General features: G+C 41.9%; 22 protein-coding genes and 1 tRNA gene. 15 read left to right on the top strand and 8 right to left on the bottom strand.

Annotated features, from left to right (window positions below; genetic code table 11):
• Positions 1–379: 379 nt before the first annotated feature.
• The 4 genes from F3G76_RS00260 to F3G76_RS00245 are packed head-to-tail and all read right to left on the bottom strand — an operon-like array spanning position 380 to position 2912.
• Positions 380–877, bottom strand: a complete 498-nt coding sequence (locus tag F3G76_RS00260) for a SixA phosphatase family protein (RefSeq protein ID WP_107930511.1) — start codon at positions 875–877, stop codon at positions 380–382.
• Positions 874–1686 (bottom strand): ferritin-like domain-containing protein, encoded by an 813-nt coding sequence (locus F3G76_RS00255; protein WP_149705592.1) that lies wholly within the window; start codon positions 1684–1686, stop codon positions 874–876. Before F3G76_RS00255 ends, F3G76_RS00260 begins: the two co-directional genes overlap by 4 nt.
• A complete protein-coding gene (locus F3G76_RS00250) occupies positions 1673–2248 on the bottom strand; it encodes a rhomboid family intramembrane serine protease (protein WP_149705591.1) in 576 nt (191 codons plus the stop codon). The genes F3G76_RS00255 and F3G76_RS00250 overlap by 14 nt, the downstream gene beginning before the upstream one ends.
• Positions 2232–2912 (bottom strand): NlpC/P60 family protein, encoded by a 681-nt coding sequence (locus tag F3G76_RS00245; RefSeq protein WP_002939441.1) that lies wholly within the window; start codon positions 2910–2912, stop codon positions 2232–2234. The genes F3G76_RS00250 and F3G76_RS00245 overlap by 17 nt, the downstream gene beginning before the upstream one ends.
• Positions 2913–3053: 141 nt before the next feature.
• Here F3G76_RS00245 and murA point away from each other — a divergent pair, with 141 nt between their 5' ends.
• The 15 genes from murA (at position 3054) to F3G76_RS00170 (ending at position 15949) form a co-directional block, all read left to right on the top strand.
• Positions 3054–4319 carry a UDP-N-acetylglucosamine 1-carboxyvinyltransferase gene (gene murA, locus F3G76_RS00240; protein ID WP_223227407.1) on the top strand — a complete coding sequence of 422 codons (1266 nt, stop codon included), beginning with the start codon at positions 3054–3056 and terminating at the stop codon, positions 4317–4319.
• A 2-nt stretch (positions 4320–4321) separates the two neighbouring features.
• Positions 4322–5482, top strand: a complete 1161-nt coding sequence (locus F3G76_RS00235) for a molybdopterin molybdotransferase MoeA (RefSeq protein WP_149705589.1) — start codon at positions 4322–4324, stop codon at positions 5480–5482.
• 50 nt (positions 5483–5532) lie between these two features.
• Positions 5533–5607: transfer RNA gene (locus F3G76_RS00230), tRNA-Gly, on the top strand.
• 65 nt (positions 5608–5672) lie between these two features.
• On the top strand, positions 5673–6479 hold the full coding sequence (flgA, locus tag F3G76_RS00225) for a flagellar basal body P-ring formation chaperone FlgA (protein WP_149705588.1): 807 nt from the start codon (positions 5673–5675) through the stop codon (positions 6477–6479).
• Positions 6476–7027 (top strand): UbiX family flavin prenyltransferase, encoded by a 552-nt coding sequence (locus F3G76_RS00220; protein ID WP_149705587.1) that lies wholly within the window; start codon positions 6476–6478, stop codon positions 7025–7027. The genes flgA and F3G76_RS00220 overlap by 4 nt, the downstream gene beginning before the upstream one ends.
• Positions 7024–7494 carry a pantetheine-phosphate adenylyltransferase gene (gene coaD / locus F3G76_RS00215; RefSeq protein ID WP_012001782.1) on the top strand — a complete coding sequence of 157 codons (471 nt, stop codon included), beginning with the start codon at positions 7024–7026 and terminating at the stop codon, positions 7492–7494. The genes F3G76_RS00220 and coaD overlap by 4 nt, the downstream gene beginning before the upstream one ends.
• Position 7495: 1 nt before the next feature.
• A complete protein-coding gene (gene tmk / locus F3G76_RS00210; RefSeq protein WP_149705586.1) occupies positions 7496–8083 on the top strand; it encodes a dTMP kinase in 588 nt (195 codons plus the stop codon).
• 29 nt (positions 8084–8112) lie between these two features.
• Positions 8113–9339, top strand: a complete 1227-nt coding sequence (gene hisS / locus F3G76_RS00205; protein ID WP_149705585.1) for a histidine--tRNA ligase — start codon at positions 8113–8115, stop codon at positions 9337–9339.
• Complete coding sequence (gene speA, locus F3G76_RS00200) at positions 9336–11171, top strand: biosynthetic arginine decarboxylase (RefSeq protein WP_002940876.1); 1836 nt, start codon at positions 9336–9338, stop codon at positions 11169–11171. Before hisS ends, speA begins: the two co-directional genes overlap by 4 nt.
• Before the next feature lie 11 nt (positions 11172–11182).
• The gene (locus F3G76_RS00195) at positions 11183–12361 is read left to right on the top strand and encodes a pyridoxal phosphate-dependent aminotransferase (protein ID WP_149705584.1); all 1179 of its coding nucleotides are present in this window, start codon (positions 11183–11185) and stop codon (positions 12359–12361) included.
• The gene (thiS, locus tag F3G76_RS00190; RefSeq protein ID WP_149705583.1) at positions 12361–12564 is read left to right on the top strand and encodes a sulfur carrier protein ThiS; all 204 of its coding nucleotides are present in this window, start codon (positions 12361–12363) and stop codon (positions 12562–12564) included. Before F3G76_RS00195 ends, thiS begins: the two co-directional genes overlap by 1 nt.
• A gap of 7 nt (positions 12565–12571) precedes the next feature.
• A complete protein-coding gene (thiF, locus tag F3G76_RS00185) occupies positions 12572–13423 on the top strand; it encodes a sulfur carrier protein ThiS adenylyltransferase ThiF (protein ID WP_149705582.1) in 852 nt (283 codons plus the stop codon).
• A complete protein-coding gene (locus F3G76_RS00180; protein ID WP_149705581.1) occupies positions 13424–14188 on the top strand; it encodes a thiazole synthase in 765 nt (254 codons plus the stop codon).
• The gene (gene thiH, locus F3G76_RS00175; RefSeq protein WP_149705580.1) at positions 14188–15342 is read left to right on the top strand and encodes a 2-iminoacetate synthase ThiH; all 1155 of its coding nucleotides are present in this window, start codon (positions 14188–14190) and stop codon (positions 15340–15342) included. Before F3G76_RS00180 ends, thiH begins: the two co-directional genes overlap by 1 nt.
• Positions 15335–15949 (top strand): thiamine phosphate synthase, encoded by a 615-nt coding sequence (locus F3G76_RS00170; RefSeq protein WP_149705993.1) that lies wholly within the window; start codon positions 15335–15337, stop codon positions 15947–15949. The genes thiH and F3G76_RS00170 overlap by 8 nt, the downstream gene beginning before the upstream one ends.
• A 100-nt stretch (positions 15950–16049) precedes the next feature.
• Here F3G76_RS00170 and F3G76_RS00165 read toward each other — a convergent pair whose 3' ends face one another.
• The 4 genes from F3G76_RS00165 to sdhA all read right to left on the bottom strand — a co-directional run bounded on the left by F3G76_RS00165 (position 16050) and on the right by sdhA (position 24741).
• Positions 16050–20747 (bottom strand): hypothetical protein, encoded by a 4698-nt coding sequence (locus F3G76_RS00165; RefSeq protein WP_149705579.1) that lies wholly within the window; start codon positions 20745–20747, stop codon positions 16050–16052.
• Between the two features lie 320 nt (positions 20748–21067).
• Positions 21068–21925, bottom strand: coding sequence for an 8-methylmenaquinol:fumarate reductase membrane anchor subunit (gene sdhE, locus F3G76_RS00160; protein WP_107930487.1), 858 nt, complete (start codon positions 21923–21925; stop codon positions 21068–21070).
• A gap of 2 nt (positions 21926–21927) precedes the next feature.
• Positions 21928–22893 carry an 8-methylmenaquinol:fumarate reductase iron-sulfur subunit gene (sdhB, locus tag F3G76_RS00155; protein ID WP_103574012.1) on the bottom strand — a complete coding sequence of 322 codons (966 nt, stop codon included), beginning with the start codon at positions 22891–22893 and terminating at the stop codon, positions 21928–21930.
• Positions 22894–22902: 9 nt separating this feature from the next.
• A complete protein-coding gene (gene sdhA, locus F3G76_RS00150) occupies positions 22903–24741 on the bottom strand; it encodes an 8-methylmenaquinol:fumarate reductase flavoprotein subunit (protein ID WP_149705578.1) in 1839 nt (612 codons plus the stop codon).
• Positions 24742–24838: the final 97 nt, after the last annotated feature.

Here is a 24838-nt window from a genome sequence, read left to right as displayed (position 1 = left end):
TCACATTTTCAAAATAGGGTAGATCAAATTTTAAGTTACGTATAAGATAAATGTAAATTTCACAATTTTTGAAAAGTGTAAAATTTAACTCATTTTATTACAAATTTTTTTACGCTAAATTTAATGGATAAATTTAGATCACACAAAAGATAAAATGCAAAACCCAGCCAAATCTAGCCATTTAAAACTTTGAAAAGAGCAGAATCAAAATTTTAAAATATCAATTTGAAAATTACAGTTTTCAATACAAAATATATAAAATATCTTGCATTTTACCTTTTGTCATATTTTGACATTGCAATTATGGTTGATTTTAAAATGGTTAAATTTTAAAAACTAATCAGATCACAATAGATAAATTTGCGATTTTTTCTAAAACTTATCTCTGATGTTTCTTTGGGTGGTCAAAAAACAGAGCTTTTGTACTGCCCTCTTTTAGCTCTTTAAATTTACACTCAAACTCTATACAAAAAATTCCAGAAGTTGGGATATTATCGATCGATGAGTCACTTAGATACTCGCAAATTTCTGTTATGCTGGGATTGTGCGTGATGATGAAAATTTCATCTAAATTTTTGTCTAAATTTCTTACAAACTCCAAAAGATCTTCAAAACTTATGTCATAAAGCTCGTCTTTTATCTCTATGGATTTTTCTTTAAATTTTAAAGTTTTAGCGATGATTTTTGCTGTTTGCTCGCTTCTTTTAGCGCTACTTGAAAAGATAGCTCCTGGCATCACATCATACATTTTTAGCCTGCTAGCCATAAATTTAGCATCCTCTTTGCCTTTTGGGCTAAGCTCTCTTGAAGCGTCTTTTGCGCCGTCTTTGTTCTCATCAACTGCTTTTGCGTGCCTTATAAAGTAAATTTTGCTCATGATCTCTCCTTTGAGAAATTCTTTATCCAATTAAGCTCTTCCTCGCTAAAACCAGCCTTTAAGCGGTCTTTTTCGTTGATCTCTCTAATGCTTTTAAATGAATTTGGATATAAATTTAAGATGATATCAAAGTAGCTTTTCTCATCGACGCCCTCTTTTTTGCAGGCAAATTTAAACCATTTATCGCCTTTATAAACGTGAGAGACTTCCTCTTTTAAGATGACTTTTAGGCACTCAATGAGCTCTTCTTGCCCGCCCTCAGCTTCTAGCCTTTTGATGATGTGAGCGTTTGCGTCAAGCCCGTTTGCCTCCATATATCTTGGCAGTAGCGCCATGCGGCTAGTGAGCCTATCTGAGGTCTTTTGAAGTGCGATAAAAAGGCCGTCATGCACGCTTAGCTCGCCGTATCTGCCACCCTGCTTTGTGAGTAAATTTTCTATCATGCAAAAGTGCCTGATCTCATCCTCAGCCACCTCCAGCCAGTCCTCGTAAAACTCCCTTGGCAGCCCTCTAAATCTATAACAAGCATCAAGCGCGATGTCGATAGCGCTAAATTCGATGTGAGCGACTGAGTGGATGAAATTTAGGTTTTTATCTTTTGGCTTTACCTTTTTGTTTAGCTCTTTCATGCTAACAACATCGCAAAATTTAGCGTAGCACGGGGTAGTTAGCTCATTTGGCGCAGAAATTTCATCAAAGCAAATATCTAAATTTGATCTAAATTTCTCGTAAAATAGCTCAAATTTTAAAAATTTAAGCTCCACGTCGCCTTCGTTTAAAATGTCCCAGATCTCATCATAAAATCTCATCTGCTCTCTTTAAGTAAAATTTAGCATACAAACAGCCGACAGCCCAGCCTATAAAGTGCGCGTACCATGCGACATTTATGCCCATAAATAGTGGCAAAAAGCTCATGGCAACAACGATGGCAAAGTAGCCAAACCACGCCTTTTTATCGGAGTAAAGCACCGAGGTCGCCAGCATGCCAAAGAGCATACACAAAGCGCCGCTTGCACCGACTAAATTTGCAAATTTCTTATTTTCAAATGCAAAATATATATAAATAAAGCTTAAAATTTGCGTCAAAACGCCGCCAACAATATAAAAAATGATAAATTTCTTCGTGCCAAGATATAGCTCACTCATCGTGCCAACTTGGTATAAAAAGAGCATATTCATAAGCAAGTGACCTGCACCTGCGTGTATAAAGATAGATGTGAGGGGCTGAAATATATAGAGTTTTTCTAAAAAATAGATGTTTAAGCCAAGCGCGAGCCATAGCTCACGCGAGTGCAGAAAGGTGAGACTGAAAAATGCAGCTAAATTTAAAAGGATAAGCGCAAATGTAGCTGGGCTACTTAGCTTTGCCATATCCAGCAAATCTGTTTGCCGCTAGGCAGCTAGCGTTTGAGCACCTTACAACGTAGCTATTTATCTCTTTGTCGCCCTTTAGGTGCGTGTTTTTTTGTTTTAAATTCATATAGCTGTGGATTATCCTGCCGCCAGAGTTGTGGATAAATTTGACTGTTTCATCTGGGAGTATAGCTGTTACGATGCCGACGTGAGTAACATTTTTCTTGTCTTTATTTTTTTGTATGCCTTTGCCAAGGGTGTTTGAAAAGAAGATAAGATCGCCTTTTTTTGGATTTTTATGAGTGATCAAATTTTGGCTTTCATAGAAGTTGTAGATGGCTTTTGACTTTCTGCCACCCTTGCTGTAATAGTTATTGATGGTTTTTTCATCAAAATACATATTTTTATATTTTGCATTTACGATAGAGACAAAGCCTGAGCAGTCGCCCCCTGCTCTAGTGTTTAAGTATTTTTTAAAAAATGAACCAAATTCTTTATCTGCTCTGCCGTCATCTTCGTCTAAAAGCTCACTTGAAGTTTGTCTGCTAAAATCTTCGTTTGTAGAGGCGGTTTGATTGTAGTCATTTTGTGGGATTTTAGGCTCATTTGAGGTGAAAGAACAACCTGTAAAAAGTGCGATACAGAGTGCAAAAAATATTCTTTTGTTTATTAAACTTAACATATTTTTATCCAAAATAATTAATTTTCGTAATTTTAACTCTTAAATGTAAATAAAGCGAAAATAGCGCCCTGTTTTCTTTACTCTAAGTTTAAAAACAATATAATCGGCAAAAAATATATTTTCTTAAGGCAAAAAATAATGATGCACTATCTAAAAATAGAAGGCAATGCCAAATTAAGCGGCGAAGTAAAGATCAGCGGAGCTAAAAATGCCGCCCTACCTATCATCGCCCTAACCCTACTTGCTAAAAATAAGATAAATTTAACAAATATCCCCAATGTCGCTGACATAAAGACGCTTTGCCAGTTATTGGTTAATCTTGGCGCAAAGTGTGAATTTAAAGATGAAAACTCACTATGCATCGACACAAGCAGTGTAAATTCGACCACGGCAAACTACGATATCGTTAGAAAGATGCGCGCTTCTATCTTGACGCTTGGTCCGCTTTTAGCGCGCTTTGGACATTGCGAGGTGAGCCTTCCTGGAGGCTGTGCGATCGGGCAAAGGCCAATAGATCTGCACCTAAGCGCACTTGAGAAAATGGGCGCAAATATCGAGATAAAGCAAGGCTACGTCGTCGCAACCGCGCCAAATGGCCTAAAAGGCGCAAAGATAGTTTTTGATAAGATCACCGTAACTGGCAGCGAAAACATCATCATGGCAGCAGCCCTAGCGCACGGCACGACAGAGCTTTTTAACGTCGCACTTGAGCCTGAAGTGGTGCAAATTTGTGAAATTTTGGCAAAAAGTGGCGTCAAGATCGAAGGCATAGGCACGAGCGAGCTAAAGATCACTGGCAGCGGTCAAAAACTGCTTGAAATTTGTGATATCGAGGTTATCCCTGATAGGATCGAAGCTGGCACATACCTTTGCGCTGGAGCTATCACAAATAGCAAAATTTCGGTCACAAAGGCAAATGCAGCGCACATGACGGCCATTTTAAATAAATTTGAAGAGATGGGCTTTGGTATCGATGTGGATGGAGATAAGATCACGATTTTGCCGACAAATGAGATAAAGCCAGTCGAGATAAGAACGACTGAGTATCCTGGCTTTCCAACCGATATGCAGGCTCAGTTTATGGCGCTTTGTCTTGCAGCAAATGGCGTTAGCACGATAGATGAGAGGCTTTTTGAAAACCGATTTATGCACGTTAGTGAGCTAGCTAGAATGGGCGCTGACATCCGCCTAAACGGTCACATCGCAAGCGTTTATGCCCCTGCAAATTTAAATGCAGCTGATGTCATGGCGACAGATCTTAGAGCGAGCTCAGCGCTGATACTAGCCGCTTTTATCGCAAATGGCGAGAGCTTAGTGCATAGAATTTACCACCTTGATAGAGGCTACGAGAGGCTTGAGGAGAAATTTAAAAGCCTTGGTGCAAAAATCGTTAGGCTTGAGGAGTAAAAATGTTAGTAAATGACGCACTTGAGGCTTTAAGGGCTAAATTTAGACCAAAAAATGAGAGTGAAATTTTACCTCTTAGCGAGGCTCTTGGTAAAACCTTAGCAAATGACGTGATAGCCGTCAAAGACCTGCCCTGCTTTGATAACTCAGCGCTTGATGGTTTTGCGGTTAAATTTGATGAAAAAGATGAGCCTTATAAGATCATAGCAAGTGCCTTTGCAGGCGATAAAGAGCAGCTAAGTATCGGAAAAAACGAGTGCGTGAAGATAATGACAGGTGCTAAGATGCCAAAGGACTCTGACACGGTCATGAGGTTTGAAGATTGCGTAGTTGAGGGCGAGTTTGTAAAAGCACCAGCTAAGCTTAAAAAAGGCGAGGCTTACCGCTTTAAAGGCGAAGAGACAAAGGTTGGTGAGATTTTACTAAAAAGTGGCGAAATTTTAAACACAAGAAGCGTGATGATGCTTGCAGCTCAGGGTATAAGCTTTATAGAAGTTAAAAAGCAACCTAGTGTTGGAATTTACTCAAGCGGAAATGAGATCATAGAGCCTTGGCAAAGAGCAAGTGAGGATGAAATTTACAACGCAAACGCACTTGGCATCGCTGCACTTCTTAGCTCAATCGGTCAAAAAAGCTCATATCTTGGCATCATAAAAGATGAGCTTAGCGCCGTAAAGCAGGCATTTTTAAACGCTGCAAACTACGACATCGTTATCTGCTCTGGTGGAGCGAGCGCTGGTGAGGCTGACTTTATGAAGATAGCCTTAAGCGAGCTTGGATACGATGAAATTTTCTCACACCTTGACATAAGACCTGGCAGACCTTGCAAGGCTTACGAAAAAGATGGCAAGCTTGTTTTTATCTTGCCTGGCAACCCTATGGCTGCTTATCTTTGCACGATGATGCTTGTTTTGCCACTTCTAAAAAGCGAATGTTTTGTGACGCAAAAAGCTATAAATAGTGAAAATTTAAAGGTAAAATCGGGCAGAGCAAATGCTGTTTTTGGCAATGTAATTGATGGTAAATTTATAGCAACTGACGGCGGAAAATATGGCTCAGGCATGATAAATCATATATTAAAGAGTGATTTTGTGTTGATAACTAGCCCTGATCAAGGTGAAATTTTACAAAATAGTGAAATTTCACTCATAAAACTTCCATAATCCTTGACAAATGAAAAACAATCTGATAAAATGTGGACTTCATTTTGGTTGCGGGAATAGCTCAGGGGTAGAGCACAACCTTGCCAAGGTTGGGGTCGCGAGTTCGAATCTCGTTTCCCGCTCCATCTTTTTTATACTCATTTTTTTATTTTCCACAAAACTTTTTGCAAATGAAGTCAGCATCTATCCGATGTATTGTGTCGTAAATGATCAAATTTCACTCAGTACTTTTAGCTTTGAAGGCGAAGACAATGAAATTTTAAACTTAGAGGGCAAAAGAGCTGCCAAGATAGATAGCAAAAAACTCTATGAAATTCTAACAGCAAATTTTAAAACATATAATGACAAAAGCGGCGGTAGTGTGGCTTTTGTGAAAAACTGCTCTATCATGGATGAAATTCAGATGCACTTTCTAAGAGAGATCAGCAACGAGTACCCAGGTATCAGCGTGAGCGATCTTAGCATCAGCCCGCAAAACAAACTCCCTGCAAATTTTAAAGACTTAGTCTTTAAAAATATCTTCTTAAACGATCAAAATAGCCAAAAAGGCGTTTTTAGAGCCTCCTTTGAGGATGTTGATCTAAGCCTAAAAAGCCTTTACTTTAAATTTAGCTTTAACGCCAAAATGCCAGTTTTTATCGCTATAAATTCAATGAATACAAACCACATATTAAGCTTGCTTGACTACCAACCAACGATGATAGAGTTTAGTAAATGGCCGCGTGACGCGCTTTTTGGACTTAGTGCCTCAACACTTGTTACAAAAGTGCAGATAAGAAGCGGAGAAATTTTAACCAAACGCCAGTTTAACGCCATAAGCTTAGTCAAAAAAGGTCAAATGCTAAATGCAGTCTTAAGCGAGGGTGGCGTCAAGATAATCGCTGAAGTAAAGGCGCTTGAAGATGGAAATTTAGGCGATATGATAAAGATAAGAACAAAAGAAAATAAAATTTTACAAGCCACGGTTTCAGGTAAAGATGAGGCAGTTATAAGATGAAAAAAGTAGTTTTTGCAGCCACTGGAGCAAGCGGAGCTGGGCTTTTTATAAAGCTAATAAATGCCGCCAAAGATAGTTGTGAGGCACATGTCATAGTTAGCAAAAACGCCCTGAAAGTCTTGGAGGCTGAAGAAAATTTGAGGCTAAATTTAGATGATCTTGGCGTGAAAATTTATGATGATCAAGACCTTGGCGCAGGACCTGCTTCTGGATCGTTTGGCACAGAGGCGATGATCATAGCGCCCTGCTCTACCAACACCCTAGCAAAAGTTGCAAACGGCATAAGTGACACGCTCATCACAAGGGCCGCAAGCGTCGCGCTAAAAGAGAGACAAACTCTAGTTTTGGGCGTTAGAGAGATGCCATTTTCTGCGATCGCACTCTCTCAGATGCAGCTACTCTCATCTCTTGGAGCTACCATCGCTCCGCCAGTTTTAGGCTACTACGCAGGCATAAAGAGCCTTTATGATATGGAAAATTTCATTATCGGCAAGTGGCTTGATGCCTTAAAAATCCAAAATAATCTTTACAAAAGGTGGCAAATTTGAAAAAATCTTGCATCTATCCAGGGACATTTGACCCCATAACAAACGGCCATTTAGACGTCATCATAAGAGCTACAAAAATTTTTGACAAGGTAATCGTCGCAGTTGCAAAAAGTGATAGCAAACAGCCGATGTTCGCACATGAAAAGCGCATAGAGATGGCAAAAGAGGCAGTTTGCGAGCTAAAAAACGTAAGCGTTCTTGGCTTTGATAACTTACTTGTTGATTTTGCTAAATCGCACGGCATAAACACCGTCATCAGGGGGCTTCGCGCGGTTAGTGACTTCGAGTATGAGCTACAAATAGGCTACGCGAACGCTGCACTTTGGGACGAATTTGAGACGGTTTATCTTATGCCAAGCTTAAATAACGCCTTCATCTCAAGCTCGATCGTCCGCTCAGTCTTGCGCCACGACGGCGACGTGAGCAACCTAGTGCCAGCAAAAATTCTTAAAAATTTAAAGGCGTAAAATGTATGTTTTGTTTGAAGGCATTGACGGCGTTGGCAAGAGCACGCAGATAGAAATTTTAGCTTCTAAATTTAGTGATGCCATCGTCACAAAAGAGCCAGGCGGCACGCAGCTTGGTGAAAATTTACGTGAAATTTTACTAAGCTCAAGCATAAAAATAGGCAAAAGGGCTGAAATTTTACTCTTTTTAGCTGATAGGGCTGAGCATTTTGAAAAGCTAGTAAAGCCAAATTTGGGTAAGCTCATTTTAAGCGACAGAGGCTTTATCTCGGGCATCGCCTACGCTTTAGCAAATGATGAAAACTTAGATGAAAGCGTGCTTTTAGAGCTTAATAAATTTGCACTAAATGATAAATTTGCAGATAAGATAGTCTTTTTTGAAGCAAGCCGTGAGCTTATAAGCTCGCGCCTAAAGAATAGAGGCACAAGCGATAAGATCGAGGCTCGTGGGCTAGAGTATCTTTTAAAAGTGCAAAGTCTGATGAAGCAAATTCTTATCAAAAATGACTTTGAAACGCTTTTTATAGACGCATCTAAAAGCATAGAGCTAATTTCAAAAGAGATAGAAAATTTTATAAATTTTAAGTAAAATCACAAAAAAATAAAAAGGATAATGCGATGATAACGGCACTTCGTGGCATGAAAGATATGCTTCCAGCTCGCGCAAAACTTTACGCACAGATAATAAAAACCTGCGAGGAAGTCGCAAAAAACTACGGATATGAGCAAATTTTGACCCCGCACCTCGAGGAGACGGCGCTTTTTAAAAGAAGTGTCGGCGAGAGTAGCGACATCGTGGGCAAAGAGATGTATCAGTTTGAAGACAAAGGCGGAAACGACGTTTGCTTGCGTCCTGAGGGCACAGCTGGCGTCGTTAGAGCCTTTATCGAGGCAAAACTTGACAGGGCAAATGTGACAAAACGCTGCTTTTATCATGGCTCGATGTTTCGCTACGAGCGCCCACAAAAAGGCCGTTTAAGAGAATTTCACCAGTTTGGCTGTGAGTGCTTTGGCGAGGGTAGCGTATATGAGGATGCGAGCATTATCTTGATGGTGAGCGAAATTTTTAACAGACTAAATATCAAAACAACCCTAAAAATAAACTCCCTTGGCGACGAGAGCTCGATGAAGTCTTACAAAGCAAAGCTTGTTAAATTTCTAGATGAAAATGACGATAAAATTTGCGAAGACTGCAAAAGACGCAAGCTTTTAAACCCTATCCGTGTGCTTGACTGCAAGATAGAAAGTTGCCAAGAAATTTATAAAAACGCCCCAGTTATCACTGATAGCCTAAGCGATGAGGCGCAGGCTGATTTTGCAAAACTGCAAGAAATTTTAACGGCAAATGGCGTTAAATTTGAGATAGACACTAAGCTCGTTCGTGGGCTAGATTATTACTGCAAGACGGCGTTTGAGTTTATCAGCAACGAGATCGGCTCACAAAGTGCGGTCGCAGGTGGCGGCAGATATGATAGGCTCGTTGAATATCTTGGCGGTAGAGCAAGTTACGGCGTTGGCTTTGCGATGGGCGTTGAGAGGATAATGGAAATTTTAGGCGAAGCTGATGATGAGCGAAACGGAGTTTATCTTTGCGCGCTTGATGCGACGAATGTTGATTTTATCTATAATCTTGGCTCAAAACTTCGCAAAAAATATCAGGTCGAAATTTCATACGAAGCCAAAAAACTTCAAAAACATCTGCAAAATGCCGACAACAAAAATGCAAAAATTTTCCTTTGCGTAGGCGAAAACGAGATGAAAGAGAATAAAATTTGGTATAAAAATTTAGAAACCAAAGATGAAAAAACGATAAATTTAGATGAGCTTGAAAAGGAGCTGGGATGAATGATTTTGGACTTAGCATTTGGGGCAATTCAAATTTTGTGATAGAAGATGGCAAAGTCTGCATAAACGAAGCTAGCAAGCCAGCGATCATCGACATCGTAAAAGAGATAAGAGATGATGGCTACAGAGGACCGCTACTGCTTCGCTTTCCGCACCTTATCCAAAAGCAGATCGAGCAGATCCACGCGAGCTTTGCAAAGGCAAAGAAAGAGTTTGCCTACAAAGGCAGCTTTAACGCTGTTTTCCCACTTAAGGTCAATCAATATCCAGGCTTTGTAAAAAACCTAGTTCGCCTTGGCAAGCCCTATAACTACGGCCTTGAGGCTGGTAGCAAGGCTGAGCTACTTCTAACTATGGCTTATAACAACGACAAAGCGCCTATAACGGTAAATGGCTTTAAAGATAAAGAGATGATAAACATAGGCTTTATCGCTGCTGAAATGGGGCATAATATCACGCTAACAATCGAGGGCTTAAACGAGCTTGAAGCGATAATCGCCATCGCAAAAGAGCGCTTTAAACCAAAACCAAAGATCGGACTTAGGGTAAGACTGCACTCGACAGGCTCAGGACTTTGGGCGAAAAGTGGAGGCATACACTCTAAATTTGGACTAACATCAACCGAGCTAATAGAAGCCGTAAAGATGCTAAAAAAGGCAAATTTACTTGAAAACTTCACGATGATACACTTTCACATCGGCTCTCAAATAAGCGAGATCCATCCGCTCAAAAAAGCACTTATCGAGGCTGGCAACATCTACGCTGAGCTTAGAAAAATGGGCGCCTCAAATTTAAAAGCGATAAATTTAGGTGGAGGCCTTGCGATCGAGTACTCGCAGTTTAAAGAAGAGAGCAGCAGAAACTATACGCTAAACGAGTACGCAAACGACGTTGTTTATATGCTTAAAACCATAAGCGAGCAAAAAAAGGAGATCGAGCCAGATATTTTCATAGAGTCAGGTCGCTACATCGCCGCTTCTCACGCACTTTTGGTCGCTCCTGTGCTTGAGCTATTTTCTCAAGAATACACCGAAGAGAAGCTAAATTTAAAGAAAAACAATCCAAATTTAATAACCGAGCTAGTTGATCTTTACAAGTCAATCAAGCCTTCAAACGCCCTAGAGTACCTGCACGACGCTATCCACCACACCGAGAGCATCCTCACGCTTTTTGACCTAGGCTATGTCGATTTGCAAGATAGATCAAACGCAGAGGTGCTTTTAAGGCTCATTAGCAAAAAGGCTGTCGTAATGCTTGGCAACAAGAGCAACTCAAGCGATCTAACTAAAATTCAAAAAGAGGTTCAAGAGAGATACCTGCTAAATTTCTCGATCTTTCAAAGCTTGCCAGACTTTTGGGGACTAAAGCAAAATTTCCCTATCATGCCGCTTGACAGGCTCGATGAGCGCCCTACCCTGCCAGCTTCGATCTGGGATATCACCTGCGATAGTGACGGCGAGATAAGCTATGATGATGAGAAAAATCCGCTACTTTTGCACGACGTGGATGTGGAGAAGGAGGATTATTTCTTGGGATTTTTCCTAGTTGGCGCATATCAAGAGGTGATCGGCATGAAGCACAATCTCTTCACTCATCCGACAGAAGCTACCGTGGAGATAACAAGCGATGGCTACAAGGTTACAAATTTACTAGAGAGCCAGTCGATCCTTGATATCATGGAGGACATGGACTACGATATCTACGAGATCCAAGACACTCTAAATGAACGCTTAGAGAAATCAACTCTGATAAACGAAACACAAAAGAAGCAAATTTTGGGCGAACTTTATCTATTTTTAAATGATAATAGCTACTTAAAGACAATCAACTAAAAAGGACGAAAATGCAACTAGCAAACAGAATGCAAACATTAAGCGAATCAATCACAATCGCGATCAGCACAAAGGCCAAAGAGATGAAGGCTGCTGGCATCGATGTGATCTCACTTTCAGCTGGTGAGCCTGACTTTATGACTCCAAAAAAGATAAGAGATGCTGTAAAAAACGCACTTGATAACGATAGCAAAAGCGGCAAATACACGCCAGTGCCGGGCCTGCCTGAGGTTATAGACGCCATTAGAGTAAAGCTAAAAAGAGATAACGGACTTGACTACAAAGCAAATCAAATCGTCACAAACATCGGCGCAAAACACTCACTTTTTAATGTATTTCAAGCGCTTATAAACCCAGGTGATGAAGTCATCATCCCCTCTCCATACTGGGTGAGCTACCCTGAGATCGTTAAATTTTGTGGCGGCGTGCCTGTCTTTATCGAAGCAGACGAAAGCACAAATTTCAAAGTCACAGCCGATCAGCTAAAAAAAGCGATCACACCAAAAACAAAAGTCTTTTCACTAAATCACCCAACAAATCCAACTGGAGCCGTATATACAAAAGAGGAGATCGCGGCATTTGGCGAGGTTTTAAAGGGCACTGACATCATCATCACAAGCGATGAAATTTATGAAAAGGTGATCTACGGCAAAGAATTTCACGCAGTAGCCTCCGTAAGCGAGGATCTTTTTAAAAGAACGGTCACGATAAATGGCCTAAGCAAGTGTGGCGCGATGCCTGGCTGGAGATTTGGCTACATAGCAAGCTCGATGGACTGGCTAATTGCTGGCATCAAAAAGCTTCAAAGCCAAAGCACAAGCAACATTAGCTCGATCGTGCAAATAGGTGCTATCCCATCGCTTCTTGGAGAAACCGACGAAGACATCGAAAACATGAGAAAAGAGTATGAAAAAAGACGCGACGTGGCAGTTGAGATGATAAATGCTATCCCTGGGCTAAGCGTAGTTAAGCCTGATGGCGCGTTTTATCTATTTGTAAAATGCAAAGAGGTAGATGGCGACTCACTTAGATTTTGCAAAAAGATGCTTGAAGAGGCAAATGTAGCAACCGTGCCAGGTGTGGGCTTTGGTATGGAGGGATATTTTAGAATTTCTTTTGCGACAGACATCGAGAGCATAAAAAAAGCGATCGATAGGATCGCAAATTTTGTAAAAAGCTACAAAATTTAATGATCAAATTTATACTAAATGGCAAAATTTTCGAGCTTGAAAACGATATGAGCATTTATGATTTTTTAGCTCAAAATGGCTATGAGCTTAAATTTATAGCCCTTGAGCGAGACGGAGAAATTTTGCCAAAAAAGCTTTGGCGTGATAGCTTTATGAGCGAGGCCAAAGCCTATGAGATCGTCACTTTAGTTGGCGGTGGATGAGGAGAAAATGATAGAGATAATACTAAATGGCACAAAATTTAAAGTGCCAGTAAAAAGCCTTAGCGAGCTAAAAGAGCTTGCACTTGGCGATAAAGAGAGTGAAATTTATAAATTTTTAGAGAAATTTAACGCGACAAAGCCGGACATTTTTATCGTTGATGGCTTTGCTATAAAAGAAGATAGCGAGCTAAAAGATGGCTCAAATGTCGTATTTATAAGGCGTGGCGTGATGCCTGAGCGTGAAGTTTTACGCTCTATGATCGCCTCACGAAACAGCCCTGAGCTAAATTTAGCCCTAAGTAAAGCAGTAATCGGCGTGGCTGGACTTGGCGGACTTGGCTCAAATATCGCGCTAAGCCTTGCAAGAGTTGGCATAAAAAAGCTAGTGCTTGCCGACTTTGACGTCGTTGAGCCAAGCAATCTAAACCGCCAGCAGTATTTCGTCCGCCACATCGGCTTGAAAAAGACGCAGGCACTTAAAGAGCTGATAAATGACGTCAATCCCTTTGTCGAGGTCGAGGCTCACGATATATTTTTAGATGAAAAAAACGTGGCTAGCGTCTTTGGCGAGTGCGAAATTTTATGCGAAGCCTTTGATAACGTCGCTGGCAAGGCGATGATACTAAATGAAGCTGGAGCAAGCTTAAAAGAGAAAAAGATCATCGGCGCTTCTGGCATGGCAGGATACTTTAGCTCAAATCTCATAAAAACCATAAAATTTGCCAAAAATGTCTATCTTTGTGGCGACCTCACAAACGAGGCGAAGATCGGTCAAGGGCTCATGGCACCGCGCGTTGCGATCTGCGCAAATCATGAGGCAAATTTAGCTATTAGGCTACTTATGGGCTTGGAGGCGTAAGTGCAAAGTGATAGCTTGATCCTTGGCGGCAAGGAGTTTCAAAGCCGCTTTATCCTTGGTTCTGGCAAGTACTCACACGAGCTCATCGACTCAGCCATAAACGAGGCTGGCGCAGAAATTTTAACCCTTGCTCTTAGGCGCATAAACGAGAGCAAAGAGCGAAATATACTTGACTTTATCCCAAAAGGCGTGACTCTCTTGCCAAACACAAGTGGCGCTAGAAACGCCAAAGAGGCCGTTCGTATCGCTCAGCTCGCACGTGAGCTTGGGTGCGGCGAGCTTGTTAAGATAGAGATCATAACTGACTCTAAATTTCTCTTTCCAGACAACGCTGAGACGATAAAAGCGTGCGAAGCCTTGGCAAATGACGGCTTTGTGCCGATGCCATATATGTTTCCTGATCTAAACGCCGCAAGAGCGATGCTAAGCGCAGGAGCAAGCTGTATAATGCCTCTAGCTGCGCCCATTGGCTCAAACCAAGGGCTAGTTTTTAAAGATATTATTGAAATTTTGATAAACGAGCTTGATACGCAGATCATAGTTGATGCTGGCATCGGCAGGCCATCACAAGCGTGCGAAGCGATGGAGATGGGAGCGGCTGCTATCATGGCAAATACAGCTATTGCCTCATCTAAAAATATCCCACTCATGGCAAGAGCCTTCAAAGAGGCTATCATCGCTGGCCGCAACGCCTATCTAGCAGGCCTTGGCGCAAAGAGCAAAAGCGCAAATGCCTCATCACCGCTCACTGGATTTTTAGACTGATGAAATTTACAAGAACCGACCACATGCAGCTGCTACCTCACATGCAGGACATTGGCAGCGACATCATGGATGAGATTTTAAAAGAGCGCGCGAATTACAAGCCTGAAATTTACACCGAGGCTGACGTAAAAGCAGCTCTTAATGCAAAGCACTGCTCGCTTGAAAATTTAAAAGCTCTACTCTCGCCTGCTGCAGCGCCATTTTTAGAGCCAATAGCCAAACTCGCTCAAGCAAAAACAAGGGCAAATTTTGGCTCAAACATCACGCTTTTTACCCCGCTTTACATAGCAAACTACTGCGATAACCTCTGCGTTTATTGCGGTTTTAACGCTAAAAACAATATAAAAAGGGCAAAGCTAAGTGACGAGGAGATCACAAGAGAGTTAAGAGAAATTTCAAAGAGCGGCTTGGAAGAAATTTTAATACTAACTGGCGAGAGCGAGACCAACTCAAGTGTGGCCTACATCGCAAACGCCTGCGCTTTAGCAAAGAAATTTTTTAAAGTCGTTGGGGTTGAAATTTACCCATTAAATTCAGACGGCTACGCCCTGCTTCACAAAAGTGGCGCAGACTACGTGACCGTCTTTCAAGAGACCTATAATCCCACAAAATACGAAAAAATCCACCTTGGAGGCAACAAAAGGATATTCCCATACCGCCTAAATGCGCAGGAGCGAGCGCTTCTTGGGGGCATGAGAGGGGTTGGCTTTGCGGCACTTCTTGGCATAGATGACTTTAGACTTGATGCCTTTGCGACCGCACTGCACGCGAGCCTAGTTCAAAAAAAATATCCGCACGCCGAGATCGCATTTTCATGCCCAAGACTTCGCCCTATCATCAACAACGACCGCATCAACCCACGTGACGTGGGCGAGCGCGAGCTTTTACAAGTGATCTGTGCTTATAGAATTTTCATGCCAACAGCTAGCATAACGATTTCAACCAGAGAAAAAGCAAAATTTCGCGATAACGCCGTAAAAATCGCCACAAATAAGATAAGCGCTGGCGTAAAAGTAAGCATCGGCGCTCACGGCGAAGAGAAAAAGGGCGACGAGCAATTTGAGATAAGCGACGACAGAAGCGTGGATGAGATAAAAGCAATGATAAAAGCAAACGGCTTAGAGCCCTTGATGAGCGAGTATGTCTATGTTTAAAATTCTCTGCGTGGCTGACTTTGAAAGCTATGAGGGCGATGACTTTTTAAAAAGGATTCAGCTACTTTGTAAGGCTGGCGTGGATGAAATTTTACTTCGTGCAAAGGGGCTAGACGAGGCTCAATTTTACGACCTTGCTAGGGTTGTGGCTCAAATTTGCGAAAACTATCGCAAGAAATTTATCATTAATCAATTTTTTGACGTAGCTTGCAAGCTAAATAGCGACTTTTGGCTCACTTCGGCACAGCTTGATTTTTTTAAAAATCACGCCGTTTTTTTAGATGAATTTAGAAAAACAGCTAAAATTTACGCCCCAGCTCACGACCTAGAGCAGGCTAAAATTTCAGCTACAATCGCCGACGTACTCGTAGCTTCTCATATATTTGCCACCTCTTGCAAGGCGGGCTTAGAGCCAAAAGGGCTAAATTTTATAAGCGAGCTAAAAAGTTTTGATAGAGAAATTTACGCACTTGGCGGACTAGATAGTGGGAACTACAAAGAGGCCATAAAAGCTGGTGCAAGTGGCGTTTGCTTTATGGGCCTAGCGATGAGCGGCGATATAGAGCTTATAAAAAAGATAGCAGAGAGCAAAAACGAGCAAATTTAGCTTTGTTGCATAAAATTTTACATATTATTTTATATATAAAACTACATAAAATTAAATTTATAGACTATTCTTGCTCCTCTTGCGAGAACTAATATGAGTTTTACAACAGATCAACTTGCACGCCGTCTTGGATCTCGATAAAAACAGTGTGTGTTGATGGTATCAGTCTTCCATTGATAGTTTCTTGGCGATTAAAGGTCGCTTTGTAGACTTGATTTACCGCGTCTCCATCGCTTGTGACATCTACTTTGTTATAAGTGTCGCCAACAACGCTATGTTTATTATTTAGCGTGGTGATATCTGCTTTTGTAGCTTTTACAAAATCATGCGTAAGCTGCACCAGGTCTTTACTATCGCCTATAACCTTTAGCACGGTATTTACGCTCTCGCTGGCTGCGCTATTGCTCGCATCTCTTGTATTTCTACTATCTACGATGTCAAATATGCCATTTGGGCTAAATTTTATAGAAACAGCCTGATCTGCACTGCCAAGTTGTACTTTTTCAAAGTTATTTATCTTTTTAACATTGTCTAAATTTGAAAAATCCACATCATCAACCACTATAAGCGTATCTACTCCGCCCTTGCCGTCTATCGCCCTGCCCTTACTATAAACAAAAGCATCATCTAGGTTACCGCCCTTTACGTCACCTTCTTGCTTTAGATATACAGGGTCGCCAAAATTTGCCTCGCTATATTTGCTAGTGTTTATCTCGTAAGAATTTGTAGTGCCTATCTTTTTTATAAAATCATTTTGAATGAGCGCTTCAACGTAGTTGTTGCTAAAGAGGCGAGTACCGCTATGCTCTGAACCCACTAAAGCATCTAGTGGATAAGGACCATTTGGCGCACTAGCTTTTGGCATTATGTATAAAGATAAATTCATCTCGCCAGTTCCGTCCATATACTCTAAATCAAATTTATAAAAACCTGCCTTATTAAAAGTATAATCAGTGCTATACCATTGACCATTTTTGCCATATGATACTTCTGTGGATGGTTGTATAAATGTTGTTGCACTTCCAAATTTTAGCGTATTGCCATTTATGGTAAGCTCTGCGTAGTTGTGTAGGTCGGCTGCTCTTACTGAGTATGTTCCAGGAGCATTTACATATATCCAACCATCCATTTTCATGACAAGATCAGAGCCAACAGGGTTTGACTCTCCAAGCGTGTAGTTGCCAGGCTTTCCTTTTAATGTGCCGTTTGCAAAGCTTATATTTTCTCCTGTACCAGCAGTCGTATCTACACCGTTTCTAAATTTCTTTGGTGCGTATGGGTTAGATGCGTCATATAAGGCATCACTGCCATATCTACCCACTCTTGCTAGATCTTCTGCATGCATGTTGCCTTGGTCACGTAATGTCTTGTAGTGCGTCCCAGAGGCAAACTGCACAACGTCATATGTAGTAGAGGCGCTTGGATAGTAAATTTTGATATAGTCCTTATAGATAGACTTTCCACCTCGCTGTGTATAAACACCGGAGTTGCCACCAACTCTAGCCGTCCATGACGGATCTACATAGTTATAAAACCACATATCAGCATCAAGGCCGCTGTTGCCGATAAAAGTTACCGTGCTAACAGAGACGTTTCCTGCGGTGTCGGCATTTTTTATCATGAAATTTGCTCCAGTGCTGTTTGCTGGCAGGGCAAAATTTTCAGAGTAGCTGTGCGTATCATCAAGAGCTGAGCTTTTATGGACGGAATTTAGCAGATCGTAAAGATCTACTTTGTTTATGGTGTTTTTATTTAGCGTGTTGTTACCGCTAGCATCGGTGCCAACACTACCTGAGATATCTACGCTAGTTACATGCGAAGTTGCCGTTGGAGTGCCGATCGCATCAGGGGTGGCGTCTAGGTCTATATGAACCATTAGGTCATCATCTTTTGTGCCATCGCTCTTTAAAACGGTCGCTCTTATGTTTGAGTATCTCTCATCTAGCTTTATACCAAGGGCCTCAAAGTCCATATTTACACGCTTATCTGCGCCGACTACTAGATCTATATATGTTTGCCCACTTGGTAAAATTTTGGCATTACCATGATCATCCTCAAGCGCCAAACGAAGCATTGTGCCAGGATCGCGGTCCACGCCAAATACAATATTTGGCTGTTCGTCGTTAGTAAGTGAGATGTTGTACTCTTTTATGGTTTTTGTCTCATCATCAAAGTTATTTTTCTGGATAACCTTCTCGTAGTCCTCTACCCTAAGGTATTTAGCGATATTTATAGCTCCGCCATCTATCTGCGTGGCAAGCTTGACGTCATCTATGTAGCTTAAAATTCCAAAGTCAAAGAGCCTACCGCGAACGCCATCTGTTGTAGTGACCTCGTTTGGTGTCGTGATAGTGGCTCTAACAGGCGTAGAGTGATCGACCGAGATAGGGACATTTGGTATGCTAAATTTGCCATCCACGATAGGAAGTGGCGCTGAGCCGTCATTTGGCAAGGCAGTTAGTCCATCGTCGCTTATTGTGTATTTGACAGTTGTAGTTACAGCTGGTATGGTCGGAGTTGAGATAGTAACGCTTACATTGCTTCCTGGTTTTGCGTTGCTAGGCACGTAGATATCAAGGTCGCTTTGGGTTGATGGTGAGCCAGAAGGGGTTGTGATGCTATCAATTAGCCCGTCGCCGTCATTATCCCTTGCAAACTGCACCTTTATGCTGTTATCTACAGTGATCTCGTCTGTGACTGGGTCTGCTTTGTTACCAGCTTTATCGGTAAATGTGGTCGTGAAATTTGTCGTAACGCCATAAAGTTTTGTCGTGGTCTCTATGGTGCCATTATTTACACTAATAGCTACTCCATCATCTCTTGTGGCACTATATGCGCCGGATGCGTTTTGAGAAATTTTAATGGTTATCTTATCTGTTTTGCCGTCGCTTCCTGCGATATCTATCTCAAATTTATCGCCATCTCTTGCGTCGTTTGGAATTTTCATCTTTATAGAGGTTTTCGCACCATCAGGGCTAAAACCGCTCTCTTTACTAGTTAGCACGCCGTCTTTATCGCTATCTTTTGCAAACTGCACGTGCGGAGACCTAATAGGCGCAACCGTATCGCTTGAAATTTCACTCATACTTAAAGCTTTTGTAGCTCCAGTTGTGCCATCAATGATCGTCGTGCTTAGCTTTTTCCTGCTTGGATCAGTTGAGCTTGTAGGGTCAGCGACTGTGATCTTGCCATTTTGGATAGAGATAGTCTCGCTACCGCCATCAAGCGTGGCAGTAAGTCCGTCAGGTGCGATAGTATAGGTCTTTGTAACGCTTGTTGGTGTGCTAGCTGGGTCATCGACCTTTATGCGGATCTTGTCGCCAACTGCGGCGTTGTTTGGCACATAGATATCGATAAGCGACGCCGTGCCGCCACTTTTAGCTAGTTCGGCTGCATTTATAATGCCATCTTTGTTCTCATCAAGGGTAAAAACGGCGATCGGATCGTTATTATTTGCGATAGTTATCGTATCTGTCGCACCTGGGTTGCCCGACTTGCTTATCATTTGGATATTTACATTTGTTGGCGTTGATGATGAAATTTTAACAGCGCTTGCCACGTTAAAGCCGACATTTCCGCCGCTCTCACTCGTAAGCGCATAGCTCTCGCCACTATCTTTATCTACAAGTGTGCCACTAGATGTTTTAACAAGCGTCTTTTCATGCAAAGTGCCGTCAGGATCAGTGGTAGTGAGCTTTATCTTATCGCCTATTTTCATATTTGGTGATAAAACGATCTTTGCATCGTCGCTTGGCGTACTGCTGGCTGGATTAAAGCCATTTTCGCTAGCGTCTATCACGCCATCGCCATTTAGGTCTTTGCCTAAAACCACCTTTGTAAAGCTAAGAGCTGGCGTAACGGTATCAACGCTTGCGGCTGCCTTTACTGGAGCTGAGCTAGCGCCATTTGCTAGTGTGATGCTAGAGCTTACATTAAACGGGGCATTTGGCGTTATAGCAACGCTTGGGATGATAAATTCTTTTTGATCTGGATTTGTTGCATTTGGCGCGATAGGCAAAATTTCGCTTGGATTGTTTTCATTTATCACGCTTGTGCCTGCAGGATCTACCTTGTAAGAAAGTGTGGTCTTTACGCCGTTATTTACAACTTCTAGCGTCACTTTGTCGCCTGGCTTGAAGTCGTTGTTAAAAGCAACAGCCATGCTTGTGTGATTAGGATCGCCGCCTGCTTCTGCGATATTGATATAGCCATCGCCATCAAGGTCTTTTAAAAGTGTGATACTTGGTGCTTGGATAGCTGGAGCGCTCTCTTTTTGCAAAGCCACCACTGGCGCTGCTCCGCTAATAGAGCTAACCGGCATTGCTGGCTCGCTTGAGATGATAGCTGGTAGCTCTAACGTACCGCCGTCAAACCAAACTACGTTTGAGATGTGCCCTTGCGTGTCAAAATTTGATCCATTTATGCTTGCTGCGTCGCTACCATGACTTGAGCCGTGAGAGTGGTGGCTAGAGCCTTGAGCGCTTTCGTCACTGCTTTTGTTACTAGGCTCTTCGCTCTCGCCAAAAATCCTTCTCTTGTCCTCTTCTACCTGCGCTTCATTGCCTTGGGTGTCAAATTTTGCATTTGATAGCTCTTTTGTGATGATGATAGTTTGTGGTTCAAGTAGCGTGATAGGTGCAGCGTGGTCAAAATTTATAACGATAGTGTCGTTGCTGCTTTGCGTGATGATCTCATCGCCCAAAAATATCTCGTCGCCCTGCTTTAGCAAGATCAACTTTCCGTTTCGTTTTACAAAAACTTTTCCACTTATCTTTGCGACGACACCAACGCTTTGCATCTTTCTTCCTTTAAATTTAAAACTAATACATCCATTTAAATTTTCACGTGATTATAGCCAAAAGTATTACAAAATAAATAAAGTGATTTTAGATAAAAAATTGTCATTTTGCCACTCTTTTTTATATCAAAAATTTATTGCTATTATCTAATGGAGCGCTATTTTTACGATTATATAAAAGAGTAAATTTAAATAAATTTTAGCTGCAGGTAAATTTCTATGTCACAAAGTAAATTTTAAAACTATTTTGTTATCAAATTTTATTTATTTTGAAAAATTTATGTTTGAAATCTCCCACGCCAAAAGACGTGGGATAAAATTTACGCTATCTTGCTAGCGTCGATGATGTTTAGATCAAGACCTAGTTCTTCAACAGATAGACCAAGTGCAAGACCTACAAGCTGAGATAGGTGGATGATAGGTTTTCTAACATCTGAGTGGTTCTCATCTTGATATCTCTCTTGATAGATGTCAAGTTGCATTTGGCAAAGTGGGCACGGAGTTACAACTACGTCTGCACCATTTTGATCAGCGTTATTTACGATCTGGCTTGACATTTTTCTTACTGATTTTCCAGCTGGATAGCTAGCGTGGAAGCCGCAGCAGTCAAGTCTTTTCTCAAATGGCACGATAGTAGCACCAAGTGCGCTTACAACGGTTTCAAAGCTCTTTGGATTTACTGAGCTTTCTTTGTTATGTAGATCTTTTTCAGGTCTTAGGCTGTGGCAGCCGTAAAATAGCGCTACTTTTAGACCGCTAAGTGGCTTAACAACCTTTGCTTTTAGCGTATCGACATTTTGGTAAAGCTCCCAAAGAAGGCTTGTGATCTCGGTTGAGCCGTTATATTTCATATTGCCTTCAGCTAAAAATGTATTTATACGATCTTTTGCGCCCTTATCAAGCGTGCTTTTTGCTCTTGTTAGAGTTAGCATACAAGTTGAGCATGTCGTAAGCATCGGCATATTCATCTGCTCTGCAAGCGCTATATTTCTAGCATTTGCTACAAGTGCAGCCATAGGATCTACGTCTTGTGCTTGTTGAGCACCACAGCAGCTCCAGCCCTTTATCTCGTGAAGCTTCCAGCCAAGTACTGGAGCGATGGCCTCAAGCGACATCTTAGCCTCTTTAGCTGCTTGAGTGAGTACGCATCCTGGGAAAAAAGCGAATTCATTTTGCATAATTACTCCTTACTAGCAGCTTTGCGAGCCGCATTTATCATTTTTACTAGATCGTCATGACCTTCTATGTCTTCTTCGCCAAATACATGAAGCGGATTCATCTTGCCAGCAAGCATTAAGTTTGCAGCGATGTCTAGTTTGCCCATATTTTTGATAACGCCTTCTGAACGAAGTGCAAGTCTAACCTCATTTAGTCTGCCTGAGCCATCAACTAGATCAGTTAAGAACGCCTCAGCGTGATCTGGTCCCATGCCCTCATTAAAGCCTTTTTGTATAGCCATGATACGAAGATCAGTTATGTCACCGCATGCGCTTATGCCTTTTGGACAGCGGTCAGCACACTCTTGGCACTTTACACACATCCAAAGTCCGTTGTCGATAGCTGGTTTTAGGTGTGGCATAGGATCTTTGCTACGTGAGTCAAAAGCGGCTCTATAAGCATGAACAAATACAAACGGCTGCATATAATCACTCGCATCTGCTTCAAGCTTATTACACTCGCTAGCACACGCACCACAAAGTATGCAGTCCCATTCAAGTGCTACTTTATCGTACTCTTTTTGGCTTTGCTTACAGCCTTTTTCGGCGCTAAATTCTGGCTTAGCAGTGATGCTTGGTTTGATCTTGCGTAAATTTTCTATACTTGGCTCCCAATCCACCATAAGGTCTGAGATAACCTTGAAATTTCCAAGTGGTGAAATTCTAATAGTATCTGGGTTGCCATACTCAGCCAAAAGCTCATTCATCTTTGTGTCGCAAGCTAGATATGAGTGACCATTTACTCTAACAGCGCACGCACCGCATATCGCTGAGCGACAAGATGCTGTGAAATTTAGCGTCGCATCCTTTTTTTGTTTGATATCAAAAAGCACTGTTAAAAGAGTTTTGCCTTTGACCTCTTCATTTGTTAGCTCATAAGTTGATTCATATTTTTTAGTTCCGTCAAAACGGTCGATAATAATTTTCATCCTAGCTCCTTACTCTGGCTTCTTGCCGTCAAGTGAAAATATGCCTGTCACAACATCTTTGTAGCCAAGCTCCAACTTGCCGTCTTTTAGTGTGACTATGCTGTGTTTTAAGAAATTTACATCATCTCTTTTTGGATAGTCCTCTCTTGTGTGAGCGCCACGGCTCTCAAGACGATTTTGCGCTGCAAGACATGCTGCACGAGAAAGAAGTATAAGGTTGCCAAGCTCGACGTAGTCGGTAAATGCTGTGTTCATGACTGGATTTTGATTTGGCACTTTGATGGTGTCATATTTTGCTTGGATGGCTTCTAGATTTTTAGATAGCTGATCTAGTTTTGCGCCAGTTCTAAAGATACCCATTAGATCCCAGTTATTTTTGCCAAGCTCTTCACGAAGTGCGTACATATCGTTTGTGCCGCCCTCGCCTGTTGCGATAGATTTAAATTTATCTTGCCACATTTTTGCTAGCTCAGAAGTCTTCTTGCCGCTTGCAAATTTTGCATTTTGAGCATAAGCACCAGCACCTTTGCCAGCTAGATCGCCAGTTACAACTGCGTCAGTTAGGCTGTTTCCACCAAGGCGGTTTGCGCCGTGGATAGATACGCATGAAGCCTCACCACCTACGTAAATTCCAGGGATTTTTGTGCTCATATCATCGAATTTAGCTACCTCTATGCCACCCATTGAGTAGTGAGCTGTTGGGCGGATAGGCACTGGTTGCTCGACTAGGTCGATGTCTTGGAAAAGCATCGCTGTGTGGCGAATTTTTGGAAGCTTTTTCATAATAGTATCTTTGCCAAGGTGGCGAACGTCACAAAGTACATAAGCGCTCATACCCTCGCCAAAGCCTCTACCTTCGCGAATTTCTGTCTCGATAGCACGAGCGACGACGTCACGAGGAGCTAGTTCCATTTTTTCGTGATAGTTTTTCATAAAGCGCTCGCCCTTGTTGTTTAACAAGTAACCACCCTCACCACGAGCAGCTTCTGTGATTAGTGTGCCACCATTTTGAACGCCGGTTGGGTGAAACTGAAGCATCTCAGGGTCTTCAAAACCAAGACCTACTTTAAGCGCAGCAGCGATACCATCGCCTGTTGCTATAAATGGAACTGAAGTGCGGTTATAGAAAATTCTAGTGTATCCGCCAGTTGCGATGACAAGTGACCTGCAAAGAACTGGATAAATTTGACCATCTTGGATGTTGCGAAGCACGACGCCCTCTACTTTACCATCTTCAAGACCGATCTCAAGTAGCTCATGATCCATTAGAAATTTAACGCCAGCTGTGATAGCGTCATCAAGACAGGTGTGCATCAAAACGTGACCGGTTTTATCGGCTGCATAGTTGCAGCGTTTTTTACTAGCGCCACCCATGAAACGAAATGCCACATCGCCATTATCTTTACGAGAAAAGAGCATGCCGTTGTAGTCTAACTCGTGGATGACTGCGCCTGCTGCCTCGCAAAATTTCACAACTGCATCTTGATCAGCAAGATAAGCCGCACCTTTTACGGTGTCATAGGCGTGAAGCTTGAAGCTGTCGCCGTTACTAAAGTCAGTAACGCCGTTTATGCCGCCCTCTGCCATACAAGTCGCATTACGTGATGGCATCATCTTTGTAGCGACAACGACGGTTGAGTTTGGATATTGCTTGCGAACGGCTGTTGCTGCACGAAGTCCAGCACCGCCAGAGCCGATTATTAGCACATCAACAGATGGCAAGCCATTTTCATTGCCCTTTGGCAACTCGCCAGCAAAAACATTGGTCGCACCAGCTGTTGTAGCTAGCGCACCTACGCTGATACAGGCGCTTTGTAGAAATTCTCTTCTGGTAAATTTTTCACTCATTGATAACTTCCTATTTTAATAAGTTTATTAGCGTTAAAACGCACCGCCAGTTCATTTCTTAATATTTTTTAAAACAACTATATTAATAAAAAAATTA

This window comes from Campylobacter concisus, from assembly GCF_902460575.1.
GTDB classification, from domain to species: domain Bacteria; phylum Campylobacterota; class Campylobacteria; order Campylobacterales; family Campylobacteraceae; genus Campylobacter_A; species Campylobacter_A concisus_AW.
The sequence above is the reverse complement of the archived record's forward strand: the minus strand, read 5'-3'. Positions and strand labels throughout refer to the sequence as shown.

What these genes read in the sequence shown, in the direction of transcription:
- hisS (WP_149705585.1), top strand. Translation starts at nt 8,113, where the DNA reads ATGATAACGGCACTTCGTGGCATGAAAGATATGCTTCCAGCTCGCGCA.
- sdhA (WP_149705578.1), bottom strand. Translation starts at nt 24,741, where the DNA reads ATGAGTGAAAAATTTACCAGAAGAGAATTTCTACAAAGCGCCTGTATC.
- F3G76_RS00255 (WP_149705592.1), bottom strand. Translation starts at nt 1,686, where the DNA reads ATGAGATTTTATGATGAGATCTGGGACATTTTAAACGAAGGCGACGTG.
- tmk (WP_149705586.1), top strand. Translation starts at nt 7,496, where the DNA reads ATGTATGTTTTGTTTGAAGGCATTGACGGCGTTGGCAAGAGCACGCAG.
- F3G76_RS00235 (WP_149705589.1), top strand. Translation starts at nt 4,322, where the DNA reads ATGTTAGTAAATGACGCACTTGAGGCTTTAAGGGCTAAATTTAGACCA.
- F3G76_RS00195 (WP_149705584.1), top strand. Translation starts at nt 11,183, where the DNA reads ATGCAACTAGCAAACAGAATGCAAACATTAAGCGAATCAATCACAATC.
- F3G76_RS00245 (WP_002939441.1), bottom strand. Translation starts at nt 2,912, where the DNA reads ATGTTAAGTTTAATAAACAAAAGAATATTTTTTGCACTCTGTATCGCA.
- thiH (WP_149705580.1), top strand. Translation starts at nt 14,188, where the DNA reads ATGAAATTTACAAGAACCGACCACATGCAGCTGCTACCTCACATGCAG.
- F3G76_RS00170 (WP_149705993.1), top strand. Translation starts at nt 15,335, where the DNA reads ATGTTTAAAATTCTCTGCGTGGCTGACTTTGAAAGCTATGAGGGCGAT.
- sdhB (WP_103574012.1), bottom strand. Translation starts at nt 22,893, where the DNA reads ATGAAAATTATTATCGACCGTTTTGACGGAACTAAAAAATATGAATCA.
- sdhE (WP_107930487.1), bottom strand. Translation starts at nt 21,925, where the DNA reads ATGCAAAATGAATTCGCTTTTTTCCCAGGATGCGTACTCACTCAAGCA.
- thiS (WP_149705583.1), top strand. Translation starts at nt 12,361, where the DNA reads ATGATCAAATTTATACTAAATGGCAAAATTTTCGAGCTTGAAAACGAT.
- F3G76_RS00220 (WP_149705587.1), top strand. Translation starts at nt 6,476, where the DNA reads ATGAAAAAAGTAGTTTTTGCAGCCACTGGAGCAAGCGGAGCTGGGCTT.
- F3G76_RS00165 (WP_149705579.1), bottom strand. Translation starts at nt 20,747, where the DNA reads ATGCAAAGCGTTGGTGTCGTCGCAAAGATAAGTGGAAAAGTTTTTGTA.
- F3G76_RS00260 (WP_107930511.1), bottom strand. Translation starts at nt 877, where the DNA reads ATGAGCAAAATTTACTTTATAAGGCACGCAAAAGCAGTTGATGAGAAC.
- F3G76_RS00250 (WP_149705591.1), bottom strand. Translation starts at nt 2,248, where the DNA reads ATGGCAAAGCTAAGTAGCCCAGCTACATTTGCGCTTATCCTTTTAAAT.
- thiF (WP_149705582.1), top strand. Translation starts at nt 12,572, where the DNA reads ATGATAGAGATAATACTAAATGGCACAAAATTTAAAGTGCCAGTAAAA.
- speA (WP_002940876.1), top strand. Translation starts at nt 9,336, where the DNA reads ATGAATGATTTTGGACTTAGCATTTGGGGCAATTCAAATTTTGTGATA.
- flgA (WP_149705588.1), top strand. Translation starts at nt 5,673, where the DNA reads ATGTATTGTGTCGTAAATGATCAAATTTCACTCAGTACTTTTAGCTTT.
- murA (WP_223227407.1), top strand. Translation starts at nt 3,054, where the DNA reads ATGCACTATCTAAAAATAGAAGGCAATGCCAAATTAAGCGGCGAAGTA.